Origin of the sequence: Streptomyces sp. NPDC096132 (assembly GCF_044763345.1) — a bacterium.
Taxonomy (GTDB): Bacteria; Actinomycetota; Actinomycetes; order Streptomycetales; family Streptomycetaceae; genus Streptomyces.
The window spans coordinates 152,183-166,884 of sequence record NZ_JBIWGA010000005.1 but is presented as its reverse complement, the minus strand read 5'-3'; the positions used below and the strand labels follow the sequence as shown (position 1 = coordinate 166,884).

At 73.9% G+C, this 14,702-nt stretch carries 15 protein-coding genes and 1 pseudogene; 7 read left to right on the top strand and 9 right to left on the bottom strand.

The window, feature by feature from the left end:
• Positions 1-11 precede the first annotated feature (11 nt).
• Positions 12-1,676, top strand: coding sequence for a hypothetical protein (locus tag ACIRF9_RS13955; RefSeq protein ID WP_403820325.1), 1,665 nt, complete (start codon positions 12-14; stop codon positions 1,674-1,676).
• Positions 1,673-2,635, top strand: coding sequence for a hypothetical protein (locus ACIRF9_RS13950; protein ID WP_403820322.1), 963 nt, complete (start codon positions 1,673-1,675; stop codon positions 2,633-2,635). The genes ACIRF9_RS13955 and ACIRF9_RS13950 overlap by 4 nt, the downstream gene beginning before the upstream one ends.
• 310 nt (positions 2,636-2,945) lie before the next feature.
• Here the strand turns inward: ACIRF9_RS13950 and ACIRF9_RS13945 are convergent.
• The 4 genes and pseudogenes from ACIRF9_RS13945 to tsaB all read right to left on the bottom strand — a co-directional run.
• A pseudogene (locus ACIRF9_RS13945) lies at positions 2,946-3,191 on the bottom strand (hypothetical protein); the annotation flags it as partial.
• Positions 3,188-4,273 (bottom strand): tRNA (adenosine(37)-N6)-threonylcarbamoyltransferase complex transferase subunit TsaD, encoded by a 1,086-nt coding sequence (tsaD, locus tag ACIRF9_RS13940; protein ID WP_403820320.1) that lies wholly within the window; start codon positions 4,271-4,273, stop codon positions 3,188-3,190. The gene tsaD and the pseudogene ACIRF9_RS13945, both read right to left, overlap by 4 nt.
• Positions 4,266-4,799, bottom strand: a complete 534-nt coding sequence (rimI, locus tag ACIRF9_RS13935; protein WP_403820317.1) for a ribosomal protein S18-alanine N-acetyltransferase — start codon at positions 4,797-4,799, stop codon at positions 4,266-4,268. The genes tsaD and rimI overlap by 8 nt, the downstream gene beginning before the upstream one ends.
• Positions 4,796-5,449, bottom strand: coding sequence for a tRNA (adenosine(37)-N6)-threonylcarbamoyltransferase complex dimerization subunit type 1 TsaB (gene tsaB / locus ACIRF9_RS13930; RefSeq protein ID WP_403820314.1), 654 nt, complete (start codon positions 5,447-5,449; stop codon positions 4,796-4,798). The genes rimI and tsaB overlap by 4 nt, the downstream gene beginning before the upstream one ends.
• A 129-nt stretch (positions 5,450-5,578) precedes the next feature.
• Here tsaB and ACIRF9_RS13925 point away from each other — a divergent pair, with 129 nt between their 5' ends.
• Positions 5,579-6,127, top strand: a complete 549-nt coding sequence (locus ACIRF9_RS13925) for a hypothetical protein (RefSeq protein ID WP_403820311.1) — start codon at positions 5,579-5,581, stop codon at positions 6,125-6,127.
• A gap of 146 nt (positions 6,128-6,273) precedes the next feature.
• Complete coding sequence (locus ACIRF9_RS13920; RefSeq protein WP_403820309.1) at positions 6,274-6,453, top strand: hypothetical protein; 180 nt, start codon at positions 6,274-6,276, stop codon at positions 6,451-6,453.
• A 5-nt stretch (positions 6,454-6,458) separates the two neighbouring features.
• On the opposite strand, the gene tsaE is transcribed toward ACIRF9_RS13920, so the two are convergent.
• From tsaE to ACIRF9_RS13895, 5 genes are all read right to left on the bottom strand, one after another.
• Positions 6,459-6,965: a tRNA (adenosine(37)-N6)-threonylcarbamoyltransferase complex ATPase subunit type 1 TsaE gene (tsaE, locus tag ACIRF9_RS13915; RefSeq protein WP_403820307.1), complete on the bottom strand. Its 507-nt coding sequence runs from the start codon at positions 6,963-6,965 to the stop codon at positions 6,459-6,461.
• 88 nt (positions 6,966-7,053) lie between these two features.
• The gene (locus ACIRF9_RS13910) at positions 7,054-8,295 is read right to left on the bottom strand and encodes an alpha/beta fold hydrolase (RefSeq protein ID WP_403820304.1); all 1,242 of its coding nucleotides are present in this window, start codon (positions 8,293-8,295) and stop codon (positions 7,054-7,056) included.
• A 93-nt stretch (positions 8,296-8,388) separates the two neighbouring features.
• Positions 8,389-9,555, bottom strand: a complete 1,167-nt coding sequence (gene alr / locus ACIRF9_RS13905) for an alanine racemase (protein WP_403820301.1) — start codon at positions 9,553-9,555, stop codon at positions 8,389-8,391.
• A 98-nt stretch (positions 9,556-9,653) separates the two neighbouring features.
• On the bottom strand, positions 9,654-11,090 hold the full coding sequence (locus tag ACIRF9_RS13900) for an NAD(P)H-hydrate dehydratase (RefSeq protein WP_403820298.1): 1,437 nt from the start codon (positions 11,088-11,090) through the stop codon (positions 9,654-9,656).
• 34 nt (positions 11,091-11,124) lie between these two features.
• Positions 11,125-11,496: a holo-ACP synthase gene (locus tag ACIRF9_RS13895; protein ID WP_403820296.1), complete on the bottom strand. Its 372-nt coding sequence runs from the start codon at positions 11,494-11,496 to the stop codon at positions 11,125-11,127.
• A 94-nt stretch (positions 11,497-11,590) separates the two neighbouring features.
• Here ACIRF9_RS13895 and ACIRF9_RS13890 point away from each other — a divergent pair, with 94 nt between their 5' ends.
• The 3 genes from ACIRF9_RS13890 to ACIRF9_RS13880 all read left to right on the top strand — a co-directional run bounded on the left by ACIRF9_RS13890 (position 11,591) and on the right by ACIRF9_RS13880 (position 14,702).
• Positions 11,591-12,547 carry a hypothetical protein gene (locus tag ACIRF9_RS13890; RefSeq protein ID WP_403820293.1) on the top strand — a complete coding sequence of 319 codons (957 nt, stop codon included), beginning with the start codon at positions 11,591-11,593 and terminating at the stop codon, positions 12,545-12,547.
• Positions 12,548-12,553: 6 nt separating this feature from the next.
• A complete protein-coding gene (locus tag ACIRF9_RS13885) occupies positions 12,554-14,287 on the top strand; it encodes a M16 family metallopeptidase (RefSeq protein ID WP_403820290.1) in 1,734 nt (577 codons plus the stop codon).
• Between the two features lie 304 nt (positions 14,288-14,591).
• Positions 14,592-14,702, top strand: coding sequence for a keywimysin-related RiPP (locus ACIRF9_RS13880; RefSeq protein ID WP_107047813.1), 111 nt, complete (start codon positions 14,592-14,594; stop codon positions 14,700-14,702).

Sequence of the window (14,702 nt, the reverse complement as noted above, 5' to 3'; positions counted from 1 at the left end):
ACACTGACCCGATGGAGACCCGCAGACCCGAGGGCCGCCGCGCCCGGGAGTGGCTGCTCGGCGCGCTGATGCTGGCCCTCGCCTGTCTCCCCCCGGCCGTCGTCGCGGGTGGGGTGCTCGCCGCCCTGCTGCTCTGGGTCTCCGACTGGTCGCCGGCCTGGACCCTGCTGGTGTTCTGGCTCGGCGTCGTCGGCGCCGCCGCGGGGGGACGCGGGCCGCTGCCCGGACGCGCTGTGCGCCCCGAGGACGAACCCGAACTGGCCGCGCTCGTGCGGGACGTGGCCGACCGCCTCGGCTTCCGCGGGCCGCTCCTCGTCCGGATCGTCCCGGTCGTCCAGGCGTCGCTCGGCCCGGTCCGGGTCTCCGGGGTGCGCTCCCACGTCCTCTTCCTTGGCCTGCCCCTCCTGCGCGCCCTCACGGAGGCCGAACTGGCCTCCGTCGTCGCCCACGAACTGGCCCATGTACGCCACGTCGGCGGCGGCCGGGCCACCTTCCTGCGGTACGCCCGCTCCCGTCTCACGGACCGTCTGGACGGCCGCGTCCGTCCCCTGGCGCCGCCGGCCGCACCCCTGTTGCGCGCCTCCCAGCCCGCCCTGTGGCGGATGGAGACGGCCGCCGACGCCGACGCGGCCCGCGTCGCCGGCACCGGGGCCACCGCGTCGGCACTGCGGCGGACCGGCCGGCTCCACTCCGCCTTCGAGGGCCTCGCCGAACCCTGGCTGTCCGAGCTGGCCGAACGGGACGCCTGGCCCGAGGACTTCTACGACGCCCTCGACGCCGCCCTCGCCGACCCGCACGTGGATCGCCGCGCCGCCCGCACCGCCGCCGAGGACGACGCGATCGACCCGTACGCCATGACCGACCACCCGCCCGTGGCGACCCGCGTGGCCGCGCTGCCGGCGCACACCGGGACGGGTACGTACGGCGACGCGCCGGTCCCCCTGCACCGGGCGGCGGAGATCGCCCGCTGGTGCGTCCGGCGACTCGCCCTCCAGGACGGCGAGGAGGAGGACGACGTGGAGGCGGTGCGGCTGCTGGAGATGCCCCTCGACGAGCTGCGCGCACTCGACGACGGCACCGGCACGGCCCTCCTCTTCCGGGCCACCGGCCACGACCCCCCGGCGGCCGCGGTCGCGGCGGCCCTCGACACGCTCGCCGACGGCACCTGGCGGCAGTTGGCCCGTCGGCTGGAACCGGGGCTGCGGTGGGTACCGGCCGCCGTGCGCGGACAGATGGCCGCGAAGGTCTTCACGGCGGCCGTGACCGGGACGCTCGCCGAGGCGCTGGAGACCTCCGGCTGGACCCCCACCACCCGCTGGCTCGGCACGGTCCTGACGGCCCCCGACGGCCGCACGGTGGACCTCCGCGCCCTGATCGGCGACGCCGTGACCACAGCGGACCCGACGGTCCCCCGCACCCTCCTCGGCACGACCGCCCCAGACCGACCCGCCGCCACACCCGACCGGCCCACGGCCCCCAGCCAGACCCCCACCACACCCGACCGAACCCCCAACGTCCCCAGCCAGGCCACCACCGCCCCAGACCAGACCACCGCACCCGACCAGACCCCCACCACACCCGGCCAACCCACGACGCCCGACCGAACCACCACGCCCGACCGAACCACCGCCCCCGGCCAAGCCGCCGCCCCCGACCAGAGGGAGACGCCCGCATGACGCGCCCCCTGCGTGCAGGTCTCCTCGGCGTTGCCGTCACCCTCGGCGGGTACGCCCTGTTCGCCGCCATGCTGGGCCTCCACGCCAGTGCCTACCTCGACGCCCGCGACCGGGCCACGGCACGGACGACCGGCGTGGTCGTCGAGGACGGCATCGGCGACGACCAGGACGTCCGGGTCCGCTGGACGGACGGCGGGCACCACATCCACGTCCAGCGTTTCGGCGTCTACGACACCGACCGCTACGCCGAGGGCGAGGACTTCCCGGTCGCCTACGACCCCTCCGCCGCCCATCCGCGGGGCTTCCCGGCCGACCCGGACGAGACGTCGGCGGAGGACGACCTCGTCGCCCCGATCTTCCTCGGCGCCGCCGTGGCCCTCCCGCTGATCCTCGTCTGGCTCTGGCGCGGCCTGCGCTTCCGGCTGACGGCCCGTCGCCCCGGCCGCCCGACGACTGCCCGGGTCCGGGTCGGCACCCGCCGGACGGGCTGGCGTGCCCCGACGGCGACCTGGCTGGAGCTGACGGCACCGAAGGGCCGAAGCCACTGGCAGCGGGTCATGTGGCATCCCGCCCTGCACGACCCGCCGCCCGAACTGTCCGTCACCGTGCACGGCGGAGCCCCCAACAGCCGCCGCCCCGCCGTCGTGGTGCTCACCGACGGCACCCGCCTGGTCCCCCTGGGCCGGCTGCGGGACCACGCCCCGTCGGCCGTCCTCTTCCACGACGACGAGACCGTCCGCGCCGACCTGCGGGACGCGTTCGTCCTCCCGCCCGACGTCGCCGTACGCCCCGTGCCCCCCTGGCGCGAGGCCGCCCGCGTCGCCGCCCTGGGCGCTGGATTCGGCGTCGTCACGGGCCTGTTCATGTCGGGCCCGACCCTGACCGGCACGGTGGCCTTCACCATCTGCGGCGCGACCCTGGTGACCTCGGCATGGGCCCTGTCCGCACCGCAGCCCTAGGGTGCGCTCAGCCGGTCCGCTCCGCCCCCGTCGCGAAGAAGCGCCTCACGTACTGCTCCGGCGGCAGCGTGCTCTCGCGCATGAGGGAGAAGGCCTCGGTGCCCTCGCCGAGTGGGCCGCCCAGGGTGAAGACCTCGGCGAAGCGGACGTACTCGACGCCGTCGAAGTCCTCGCAGTACTCGGCCGCCTCTGCCTCCGCGCGGGCGATCGCCTCGTCGGGCGAGTGGGCGGTCCACAGGGTGATGCGTTCCTCGTAGGTGCCGAGGCGGGTGTGGTGGAAGACGCAGCGGACGGCGTACCAGGCACGCTCGATCGACTCGAAGCGCCAGCGGTGCACCGGCCGGGTGACCGACTCCGCCGCCGGTTCGGGGAGTTCGGGGAGTTCAGCGTCGTAGGGCGCGTCCCACCAGGTGATGACCAGGACCCGGTCCTGCGGCGCCCGGAAGGTCTCGCGGCGCAGCGGGGCCGGGGTCAGTTCCTGGGCGGTGGCCCAGGCGAGGAGTTCGCCTCCACGGCCCTCCCTCGCCCGGGCCTCCCACATCAACGCGACCGTCATGAGTAGAGGTTGTCCTTGCCGACCTCGTGCACATGGTCGTGGCCGGGGACGTGAGGGTCCGTCACCGGGAGGGAGGAGTCCGCCGAGAGGTCCCAGCTCGATGCCGCCCGGCCGCGTGTCACCATCTCGGCGCCCAGCGCGGCGACCATCGCGCCGTTGTCCGTGCACAGCTTGGGCCGGGGGACGCGCAGCCGGATGCCCGCCGCCTCGCAGCGCTCCTGGGCCAGGGCGCGCAGCCGGGAGTTGGCGGCCACGCCGCCGCCGATCATCAGGTGGTCGACACCCTCGTCCTTGCAGGCGCGGACGGCCTTGCGGGTGAGGACGTCCACGACGGCCTCCTGGAAGGAGGCGGCCACGTCACGGACGGGCACCTCCTCGCCCGCCGCCCGCCTGGCCTCGATCCAGCGGGCGACGGATGTCTTCAGGCCGGAGAAGGAGAAGTCGTACGCCGGGTCGCGCGGGCCGGTCAGGCCGCGCGGGAAGGCGATGGCCTTCGGGTCGCCCTCGCGGGCGTAGCGGTCGATGACCGGTCCACCGGGGAAGCCCAGGTTCAGCACGCGCGCGATCTTGTCGAAGGCCTCGCCCGCCGCGTCGTCGATGGTGGCGCCCATGGGGCGGACGTCCGAGGTGATGTCGCTCGACAGCAGCAGCGAGGAGTGACCGCCGGACACCAGCAGGGCCATCGTCGGCTCCGGCAGCGGCCCGTGCTCCAGCTGGTCCACGCAGATGTGCGAGGCGAGGTGGTTGACGCCGTAGAGGGGCTTGCCGAGGGCGTAGGCGTACGTCTTCGCCGCCGAGACGCCGACCAGCAGGGCGCCCGCCAGGCCGGGGCCGGCGGTGACGGCGATGCCGTCGAGGTCCTTGGCGCTCACCCCCGCTTCCTTCAGCGCCCGGTCGATGGTCGGCACCATCGCCTCCAGGTGGGCGCGGGAGGCGACCTCGGGGACCACCCCGCCGAAGCGGGCGTGCTCGTCGACGCTGGAGGCGACGGCGTCGGCCAGCAAAGTGGTGCCCCGGACGATGCCGACGCCGGTCTCGTCGCAGGAGGTCTCGATGCCGAGGACGAGAGGTTCGTCAGCCATGGGTGTCGGTTCTTCCTTGTACGGAGGTTGCGGGGTCGATGAGGCGCATCACCAGGGCGTCCACGTTCCCCGGCTGGTAGTAGCCGCGCCGGAAGCCGATCGCCTCGAAGCCGAAACGTTCGTAGAGCTTCTGCGCCCGGACGTTGTCGACCCGGCACTCCAGCATGACCTCGGCGCACTCGAAGTCGGTGGCCGCCCGCAGCAGTTCGGTCAGGAGACGCCCGCCGAGGCCGGTGCCCTGCTGGTCGCGGGCGACGGCGATCGTCTGGATGTCGGCGCCCGCGGCGGAGCCGCTGTCGGACGCCGTCCCGGAGGTGGCGAGCCCGGCGTAGCCGACGACGCGGTCACCGGCGACGGCGACGAGATACCGCCGGGTCGCCTCGGGGCCGCGCGCGTGCGCCAGCTCGGACCAGAACATGCCCCGGGACCAGGCGTCCTCGGGGAAGAGGTCCTTCTCCAGTTCCAGCACGGGATCGATGTCCCACCAGCGCATCTCGCGCAGACGTGGAGTCACGGCTTCGGTCACTTCGGGGTGACCACCTTGTAGTTCTTGGGGACCTGGGCGTCCGGTCGGCGCAGGTACAGCGGGCGCGGGGCCGGGAGTTCCTCGCCCGCGGCCAGCCGCTCGGCGGCCAGGGAGGCCAGCGCCGCCGCCGACACGTGCTCCGGACCGTGCGCGTTCGGGAAGGTGTCCGGGTACAGCAGCGCGCCCGCGCCGACGGCCGGCAGTCCGGCGACCCGCTCGGCGATGTCGGCGGGCCGGTCCACGGCGGGCTCCGTGACACGGGTGCGGGAGTCGTCGTAGCGCGCCCAGTAGACCTCCTTGCGGCGGGCGTCGGTCGCCACGACGAACGGGCCGTCGATGTCGGAGGCGTAGGCGAGGCCGTCGAGCGTGCACAGCCCGTGCACGGGGACGCCTAGCGCGAGCCCGAAGGTGTCGGCGGTCATCAGCCCGACGCGCAGCCCGGTGTAGGGGCCGGGGCCGACGCCCACGACGATCGCGGTGACGGCGTCGAGCCTGCGTCCCGCCTCGGCGAGGAGCCGGTCGACGGCCGGCAGCAGCAGCTCGCCGTGCCGGCGCGCGTCCACCTGGCTCGAGGAGGCGATGACGTCCGTGCCGTCGTGCAGCGCGACGGTGACGGCGGGGGTGGCGGTATCCAGAGCGAGCAAGAGCACGCAAACAGCCTACGGCTCCCGGGCGCCTGTGTCGGATGTCCAGGTGGGGCCCGGGACGGCTGCTAACGTCGCCGGGAAGCGCGACATACGACGATTGCACCGTTTACGAACACGATGAGGTGATCGCTGGTGGCAGTCAGCAGCTCGACGGTCGTCGCCGGGCTCACGGGGGCGGCCGTCGCGACGGTCGGGTTCCTCGCCTACCAGGCGTCGGCGAACGTGCCCCCGGGACTCGGCAGACCGCACGCCGCCGCCTCCACCGCCGCCGAGAAGGCCCCCCGGGACAAGGCGCACCCCACCGCGCTGCCGCGCCGCTCCGGCAACGGCCGGCGGGTGGTGTACTCCCTGGACGACGACCGGGTGTGGCTGGTCGGCATGGCGGGCAACGTCGAACGTACGTTCCCGGTCACCCCCGGCCGGGTCGACCCGCCCCCCGGCACGTACGGCGTCACCACGCGCTCGGCCGCGGTCACCGGCACCGACGGCACCCCCGTGGAACACGTCGTCCGGTTCGCCACGGTCGACGGCGTGACCATCGGGTTCAGCGCTGCGGTGGGCGATTCCGGTCCGGCACCGGACTCCACGGTGCGCACGGGCGGCATCCGGGAGTCGCGGGCGGACGGCGACGCGATGTGGGACTTCGCGACGATCGGCCAGCGGGTCGTGGTGATCCGCTGACCAGTGGCGAGCCGCTGACCTTGCGTGAACGTTTCCGACAACACGTCGGCAAAATGTTGCGTCCGGTGTCACCTGCGTGGTCACATGGTATCCAGCCCGTGGTTAGGTGTACCTAACCAGGTCCCACCCCGCCCCGGGAGGTGCCCATGCCCGCCAATGAGCCCCAGGCTTCCGAGGCCCGGCCGTCGCGGCCGTTCACGCTCGCCGGGGCGTCCATGCGCGAGCTGCTGGCCTCGTGCGCCGCGGCCGAGGCCGTCTCCACTCCGCCGCGTCCGCCCGACCCCGCCGTGACCGGGAAGCCCGTCGAGCACCGCCGGGCGGCGTAGCCCGCTCAAGCCGCCAGCACGCTCAGATCCGCCGCCGCCCACCGCTGCCCCAGCCCGGTGACGGTCACCTCCCGCACCTCGTCCGTCGTGTCGCCGACGGCCCGGTGGATACGGACCTGAAGCCGCTCGTCGGTCAGCTCCTCGACCTTCCCCTCGCCCCACTCCACGACGATCACGGACTCGGGCAGGGACACGTCGAGGTCGAGGTCCTCCATCTCGTCGAGCCCGCCGCCCAGCCGGTACGCGTCGACGTGGACGAGCGGCGGCCCGTCCCCCAGGGAGGGGTGGACGCGGGCGATGACGAAGGTCGGCGAGGTCACGGCCCCCCGGACCCCGAGCCCCTCCCCCAGCCCCCGGGTGAGGGTCGTCTTGCCCGCGCCGAGCTCCCCGCTGAGCATCACGAGATCGCCGGCGCGCAGCAGCTTGGCCAGGCGACGACCCAACTCCCGCATCTGCTCGGGGGCGTTGACGATCAACTGGACCGACGGGGGCCGTGCTGCGTTTTCTTCCATCGTCGCTCACTCGCAGTAGTACACTGGTCACACCCCGCAAGGGGCCGGTTCGGGCTGAACCGCAGCCGAAGGCTGGAAGCCACCTCCGTCAGGAGGAGGCGGAGTCACAGCCCCCCACCGTAGCCGTGGCGGGCACCGCCCCCGCGCGGGCGAGCAGATCAGCGAGGCGGTCGGTGACGACTTCCGGGTGCTCCAGCATGACCAGGTGCCCGGCGTCCGGCACCAACACCAACTCGGCGCCCGGCAAGATGTCGGCGATCGCCTCGCTGTGCTCACTCGGTGTGACCAGATCCCCGATGCCCGCCAGCACGAGCACCGGCATGCCCTTGAAGAGGGCGAGCGCCTCGGTCTTGTCGTGGTCCGTGAAGGCCGGATAGAACTCGGCGACGACGTCGATCGGCGTCCCCTCGATCATCCGCTCGGCGAACCGGGCCACCGCGGGATCCACGTCCTTGGACGCGAACGAGTACCGCTTGATGATCCCCGCGAACAGATCGGCGGTGGCCCGCCGCCCCTTCTCCACCAGCGCGGCCTGCTGCCCGAGCGCCTTCAGCACGCCGGGCAGCACCCGCCGTACGGCGTTGACGCCCGCGACCGGCAGCCCGAAGTTGACCTCCCCGAGCCGCCCGGAGGACGTCCCCACGAAGGCGGTGGCGACGACCCGCTCCCGGATGAACTCCGGGTACTGCGCGGCCAGCGCCATCACCGTCATCCCGCCCATGGAGTGCCCGACGAGCACGACGGGCCCCTCGGGCGCGGCCGCGTCGATCACGGCCTTCAGGTCCCGCCCCAGCTGGTCGATGGTGAGCGCCACGCCGTCCTCGACCTGGCCCACTCCGCGCGCGGACCGCCCGTGGCTGCGCTGGTCCCAGTGCACGGTCCGTACGACGCCCCGCAGCGCCGCCCGCTGGAAGTGCCAGGAGTCCTGGTTGAGGCAGTAGCCGTGGCTGAAGACGACGGTGACGGGCAGGGGCGCCTTCCGCCCGAACAGCCTCCGCCGGCGCCCCGCGGACCCGCCCTGCGGCTCGACGTCGTCGACCTCGTAGTACAGCTCGGTGCCGTCGTCGGCGACCGCCTTGCCAGGGGTGCCCCGCAGGGCGCCGTACGGCCCCGCCGAGTCCAGCGCGAGCCGGGCCTTGGCCCGCATCCCCCGCCCCACGGTCATCCGCTCGATGGCGACTCCGGCCGCGGCACCCGCGGCGATCACGCCTATCGCGGCGCCGGCGATACCGGTCGCCCGGCGCCAGCCCCCGGCCGCCCCCGTGGCGGAGGCGACGGCGGCGGCCGCCGAGGCGGCGTCCGCCACTGCCTCCGCACTGCTCTCGCTCACGTACCGCTCCTCTTGTCCACAAGGTGACCCGACGCCGAAGTCACGACCTTTCGGCCGTCGAAGAAGTGTCCTACCCGCGGGTTACCCGCTTCGTCACTCGTTCACATAGACGCGCGGAACCCGCGCTCCGATGCGCGTGACGATTTCGTACCCGATGGTTCCGGCCGCCTGCGCCCAGTCCTCGGCGGTGGGTTCACCCCGATCGCCCGGCCCGAAGAGCACGGCCTCCGTACCGGGACCCGGCTCGTCGCCACCGAGATCGACCACGAACTGGTCCATCGCGATCCGCCCCGCGACCGTACGCCACTTGCCGCCCACCAGCACGGGACCGTTCCCGGAGGCGTGCCGGGGGATCCCGTCCGCGTAGCCCAGCGGGACGAGCCCGAGGGTGGTCTCGCCGGGGGTGACGTAGTGGTGGCCGTAACTCACGCCGTGCCCGCCCGGCACCTGCTTCACCAGGGCCAGCGAGGCCGCCAGCGTCATCACGGGGCGCAGTCCGAGGTCGGCGGAGGAGCCGAGGGCGGGGCCGGGCGAGACGCCGTACATCGCGATGCCCGGGCGGACGAGGTCGAAGTGGGTCTCGGGGAGGGTGAGCGTGGCCGGCGAGTTGGCGATGTGCCGCACCTCGGGGCGGACGCCCCGCTGTTCGGCGTACGCGACCATCTCGCGGAAGAGGGCGAGCTGGGCGGCGATGGAGGGATGCCCGGGTTCGTCGGCGCACGCGAAGTGCGACCACAGTCCGGTGATCCGGATGAGCTCGGCCTCCTCGGCCTCCAGGGCCGAGGCGACGAGCCGCGCCCAGTCCTCCCCGGGCTGACACCCGTTCCGTCCCAACCCGGTATCGGCCTTGAGCTGCACCCGCGCGGTCCTGCCCAGCGCGTGGGCCGCGAGTATGACCTCCTCCAGCGCCCACAGCCCGCTCACGGACACGTCGAGGTCGGCCTCGATCGCCTCCCGCCAGGGCCCGCCGGGCGTCCACAGCCAGCACATGATCCTGACGTCCGCCGACAGCACACCCGAGGCCCGCAGCGCGAGGGCCTCCTCCGGCGTGGCGGTACCCACCCAGGTGGCGCCCGCCTCCACGGCCGCCCGCGCACACGTCAGGGCCCCGTGGCCGTACCCGTCCGCCTTGACCACGGCCATGAACTCCGCCCCGGGCGCCTTGGCGCGCAGGGTCCGCACGTTGGCCCGCAGCGCGGCCAGATCGATCTCGGCACGGGCACGCAGCGGGGCAGCAGGCGGCATGGCAGTCTCACTCATCGCGCCCAGTGTCTCAGAGACCCCGGACGGCCCCTCGAGTACGGACCCGGTGTGCCGCCCATTCAGCCCGTCCGGCACTCCCGGCCTGTCCGGAGTCGTCAGCCCCGTACATCCCTCCAAGCCTCCGGAATCGCCTCCGCCACATCATGCGCCCCCACCGGCGCCCCCTCCGCCGCGAACCGCCCCGCCAACCCATGCAGATAGGCCCCCACACTCCCCGCGTCCACCGCGCTCAACCCCGCCGCCAGCAACGACCCCGCCAACCCAGACAGCACATCCCCACTCCCGGCGGTGGCCAGCCAGGGCGTCCCCGTCGCGTTCACCCGCACGGCCCCGCCATCAGGCCCGGCCACCAACGTCGTGGACCCCTTGAGCAACACGGTCGCCCCGTACCGCCCCGCAAGCTCCCGCACCGCAGCCAGCCGAGCCCCCTCGACCTCCTCCCGCGCCACCCCCAACAGCGCGGCAGCCTCCCCCGCATGCGGTGTCATCAACGTCGGCGCCCCACGCCCCCGCACGGCATCCCGCTCCGCGAGCCGCAGCCCGTCCGCGTCCAGCAGCACCGGCACATCCGTCCCCAGCACCTCCGCGACGGTCCCGGCGTCGTCCCCGGCCCCCGGCCCCACCACCCACGCCTGCACCCGCCCCGCCTCCCGCGGCCCCCGGTGCGACACGAGCGTCTCCGGGAACCGCGCGAGCACGGCCTCCCCGGCGGGCCCGACGTACCGCACGGCCCCCGCCCCGCCGCGCAGCGCCCCCGCGACGGCCAGCACGGCCGCCCCCGGATACCGCGCGGACCCGGCGGCGATCCCCACCACTCCCCGCCGGTACTTGTCGCTCTCACCGCCGGGCTCCGGCAGCAACGCGGCGACCTCCGCGTGCTGCAGGGCCTGCACGTCGCCCTCCCCCGGCAGTACGTCCCCCAGCCCGATGTCGACGAGCCGCACCACCCCCGCGTACTCCCGCGCGGGATCGACCAGCAGCCCCGGCTTGTACGTCCCGAACGTGACCGTCAGATCGGCCCGCACGGCGGCCCCCCGCACCTCCCCGCTGTCCGCCTCCACCCCACTCGGCAGATCCACGGCGACGACGGCGGCCCCGGACCGCTCGACGGCCGCGACCAACTCGGCCGCGTCCGGCCGCAACCCGCCCCTCCCCCCGATCCCCACGATGCCGTCGACGACCAGATCGGCCCGCCGAATCACCCCTTCGGCCCCCCGCGCCCCCACCACAGCGCCCCCCGCCCGCCGCAACGCGGCGAGCCCGCCGGAGTGAGTGCGCTCGGGAGCCAACAGCACGGCAGCGACCCCGGCCCCCCGCCGGGCCAGCCGCGCCCCGGCATACAGGGCGTCACCCCCGTTGTCCCCACTCCCCACCAACAACACGACCCGCCGCCCGTACACCCGCCCCAGCAACTCCGCACAAGCGGCGGCCAGCCCCGCGGCGGCCCGCTGCATGAGCGCCCCCTCCGCGACCCGCCCCATCAACTCCCGCTCGGCACCCCGGACCGTGTCCACGCAATAAGCAGTACGCATACCGCCAGTCTCACACCGCCCACCGCCAGGACGGCTACCCCTCCGCGATCACCACCGCCGAAGCCACCCCCGCGTCGTGGCTCAGCGACACATGCCACGCCCGGACCCCCAGTTCGGCCGCCCGGGCCGCGACGCTCCCCCGCACGCGCAGCCGGGGCTGGCCGCTGTCCTCGACGTAGACCTCGGCGTCCGTCCACAGCAGGCCCGCCGGTGCGCCGAGGGCCTTGGCCAGCGCCTCCTTCGCCGCGAACCGCACCGCCAGCGAGGCGACGCCCCGACGTTCGCCGCTCGGCAGCAGCAACTCGCTCTCGACGAACAGGCGTTTGACCAGGCCGGGCGTACGCTCCAGCGACGCCGCGAAGCGTTCGATCTCGGCCACGTCGATACCGACCCCGATGATGCTCATGCCGAGCACCCTAAGGCCGGGGCCCACCCCTCTCATCGCTGTCACAGCCTGCTGCTAGCCTGCGGCGACTTGATCACCACCAGGGGGCGGAGAAATGAGCAGTACCGGCGGCAGCGCCATACCCTCGAACGGGCCGACCTTCGACCCGTTCGACAACACACCCGAGCTGGTCCCCCTGCGCACCGCCGCCCGGTCCGGCGACTGGAACGCGGTGCGGGCCTTCTTCGCGGGTCTGGACTCGGCCCACCAGCTCTCCTCCGCCACGGCCCTCCTCGCCGACACCGCCGGCGTGGAGACCTTCCTGGAGCCGGCCGCCGCGGCCTTCCCCGGCGACCCGCTCCCCCGCACCCTCCTCGCCCACCGGTACGTCTACATCGGCTGGGAGATCCGCAGCGACGCCCGTGCCCAGCACGTCTCCCGGGACCAGTTCGACCAGTTCCACACCTGGCTGCGCAAGGCCGAGCAGATCCTGATCGAGGTCTGCGCGGAGCAGCCCGCGTACGCCCCCGCCTGGACCGCCCGGCTGATCACGGCGCGGGGTCTGCAGCTGGGCCAGGCGGAGGCGCGCCGCCGTTACGACCGCCTCTCCGCCCACCAGCCGCACCACTACCACGCCCAGACGCAGCTGTTGCAGCAGCTGTGCCCGAAGTGGAGCGGCTCCTGGGAGGCGGCGCACGGCTTCGCCCGGGAGTGCGCGACGGCCGCCCCCGACGGCGCGAACTCCGGTGCCCTGGTCGCGCTCGCCCACGTCGAGCACTGGCTGGACCTGGACAGCTCCGAACGTTCCGCCTACATGCGGGGCGTCCCGGTCCGCGACGACCTGCGCCACGCCGCGCAGGTCTCCGTATTGCACCCGGACCACCGCCCCGACTGGAACTCGATCGGCGCGCACAGCGCGTTCGCGTTCGCCTTCTCCATCGGCGGCCACTTCGAGGACGCGGCCCCGCACTTCGCCTTCCTCGGCGACCGCGCCTCCGAGTTCCCGTGGCAGTACACCAACGACCCGAGGGCCACGTTCCTGAAGTTCCGCAAGTCCGCGCTGGGGGCCTGAGCACCGATGAACACCGACCTGCACGCCCTCGACGGCCTGGTCTCCCACACCACCACCGACGGCATACCGACCCTCTACGCGCCGACCTCCGCCAACGAGACGACCGCCGGCCTGTTCTTCCGGGTGGGCCACGCCGACGAGACCCTGGCCACCGCCGGGATCACCCACCTCGTCGAGCATCTCGCCCTGCACCGCCTCGGCCTGTCCGACCTGCACTACAACGGCGCGACGGCGAACGCGTACACCCTCTTCCACGTCACCGGCAGCGAGGAGGAGGTCGTCAGGTACCTCAACAGCGTGTGCGCGGCGCTCCGCGACCTGCCGATGGACCGGCTGGAGACGGAGAAGGAGATCCTGCGCACGGAGGCGGCCGGCCGGGGCGGCGGCCCGAGCCACCAGATGCCGCTGTGGCGGTACGGCGCCCAGAGCTACGGCCTGTCCAGCTACAACGAGCTGGGCACCTGGAGCCTGACCCCGGACCAGGTCCGCGACTGGGCGGCGACCCGCTTCACCCGCGACAACGCGGTCCTGTGGATCACCAGCGACCACGTCCCGGACGGCCTGGACCTCACACTCCCCCAGGGCTCCCGCCTCCCGGCCCCCGCCGCCACGAGCGCCCTGCCCGTCACCCCGGCCTACATCCACGGCGACGACGGCCATGTCGTCATGACCTCCGTCGTACGCCGCTCCACGGCCGCCTCCGTCTTCGCGGACGTCCTCGGCCGGGCCCTCTTCCAGGATCTGCGCCAGGAGGGCGGCTACTCCTACTCGGCGGAGGCCGACTACACCCCGCGCGACGGCGAGTACGCCATGCTGACCGCGTACGCCGACTCCCTCCCGCAGAAGCAGGACGCGGTCGTCGGCGGCTTCGTCGACACGCTGGCGCGCCTGCGGGCGGGCCGCATCGAGCAGTCCGAACTGGACGCCGTACGCGGCAAGCTCCTCAAGATGTACGACGTCCCCGACCTGGGCGCCGCCTCGCTCCCCTCGTACGCGCTGAGCCTGCTCCTGGGCCACCGCATCCTCTCCCCCGACCAGCACCGGACCGAGCTGAACGCGGTCACCGTGGCCGATCTGCGCGAGGTCGCCCAGGAGGCCTGGAGCGGGGCGCTGCTCCAGGTGCCGGGCCGGGGCGTGGACTGGGCGGGTCTCACCCTGGCCCCGCAGTTCTCGCAGGCGTCGGTCACCGGCACCCGCCACCAGTCCCTGGAGGACGACAAGGTCACCCTGGTCATCGGCACGGAGGGGGTCAGCCTGCTGACCCCGCGCGGCCCGGTGACCGTCCGCTACGACGCGACGGCGGCCATGACCGCCCGCCCCGACGGCGCCCGCGCCCTCACGGGCCACGACGGTTTCTCGGTGACGGTCGAGCCGACCCTCTACAAGGGCGTCACCCCGGAGCGCATCACCGCCCTGGACGCCGCGGTACCCCCGCGGGCCGTGGTCCGCATGCCGGCCCGCGAGCCCGACCGCATCCCGCAGCCGCGCAAGCGGGAGGCCTCCGGCGGCCGCACCGGGGGCGGCGGAACCGGCAAGTCCACCTGGGCGTGGACCCTCGCCCTGTGGACGGTCGGCCTGCTCACCGCCGTCTGGGGCCTCCTGTGCGCCGTCATCACCGCCGACGAGGGAAGCGCCAAGGACCCGGAGTGGGACGCGGTGGTCGGCGTCTGGATCATGTGGCTGCCCCTGGCCGCGGTGACGGTGGCCCTGTACCGGGCCCGCCGCCGCAGACGGGGTTAGACGTCCCCCGGGGGAGCATGTCCGGGGGCGTGGCGTGCGCCGGGCGGCGCCCGCCCGTGGCGCTGCTGTCACGCGCCCCCGCCCGGACCTCACGCCAGTCCCGCGCCGACGACAGCCCGTACGAGCGGGGGCGCACAACCCGAGGCACGCGGAGTTTTTCTACTATCCGACCTTCCTCGACTCCCTTGCCCCGATCGCGCACTCTGCGGCTTCCTGTGTGCCGCGTCCACATTTCCTGGCCCGGCTCCCGATGAGCCGGGCCGGTCAGGGGAAGTGGCCGGGAACCCACACGTGAGGAGTGGTCATGAAGAAGGCTTACGAGGCGCCGACGCTCGTCCGGCTCGGTACGTTCCGGAAGGAGACGGGGCTCCTCCAGCGCTCCGGCAACGACCGGCTGATCCTGAGCAAGAACTGA

Bases quoted from the DNA above. Each gene is read 5' to 3' on its own strand.
- ACIRF9_RS13955 (WP_403820325.1), top strand. From the start codon at position 12: ATGGAGACCCGCAGACCCGAGGGCCGCCGCGCCCGGGAGTGGCTGCTC.
- ACIRF9_RS13950 (WP_403820322.1), top strand. From the start codon at position 1,673: ATGACGCGCCCCCTGCGTGCAGGTCTCCTCGGCGTTGCCGTCACCCTC.
- tsaD (WP_403820320.1), bottom strand. From the start codon at position 4,273: ATGGCTGACGAACCTCTCGTCCTCGGCATCGAGACCTCCTGCGACGAG.
- ACIRF9_RS13920 (WP_403820309.1), top strand. From the start codon at position 6,274: ATGCCCGCCAATGAGCCCCAGGCTTCCGAGGCCCGGCCGTCGCGGCCG.
- tsaE (WP_403820307.1), bottom strand. From the start codon at position 6,965: ATGGAAGAAAACGCAGCACGGCCCCCGTCGGTCCAGTTGATCGTCAAC.
- alr (WP_403820301.1), bottom strand. From the start codon at position 9,555: ATGAGTGAGACTGCCATGCCGCCTGCTGCCCCGCTGCGTGCCCGTGCC.
- ACIRF9_RS13900 (WP_403820298.1), bottom strand. From the start codon at position 11,090: ATGCGTACTGCTTATTGCGTGGACACGGTCCGGGGTGCCGAGCGGGAG.
- ACIRF9_RS13895 (WP_403820296.1), bottom strand. From the start codon at position 11,496: ATGAGCATCATCGGGGTCGGTATCGACGTGGCCGAGATCGAACGCTTC.
- ACIRF9_RS13890 (WP_403820293.1), top strand. From the start codon at position 11,591: ATGAGCAGTACCGGCGGCAGCGCCATACCCTCGAACGGGCCGACCTTC.
- ACIRF9_RS13885 (WP_403820290.1), top strand. From the start codon at position 12,554: ATGAACACCGACCTGCACGCCCTCGACGGCCTGGTCTCCCACACCACC.
- ACIRF9_RS13880 (WP_107047813.1), top strand. From the start codon at position 14,592: ATGAAGAAGGCTTACGAGGCGCCGACGCTCGTCCGGCTCGGTACGTTC.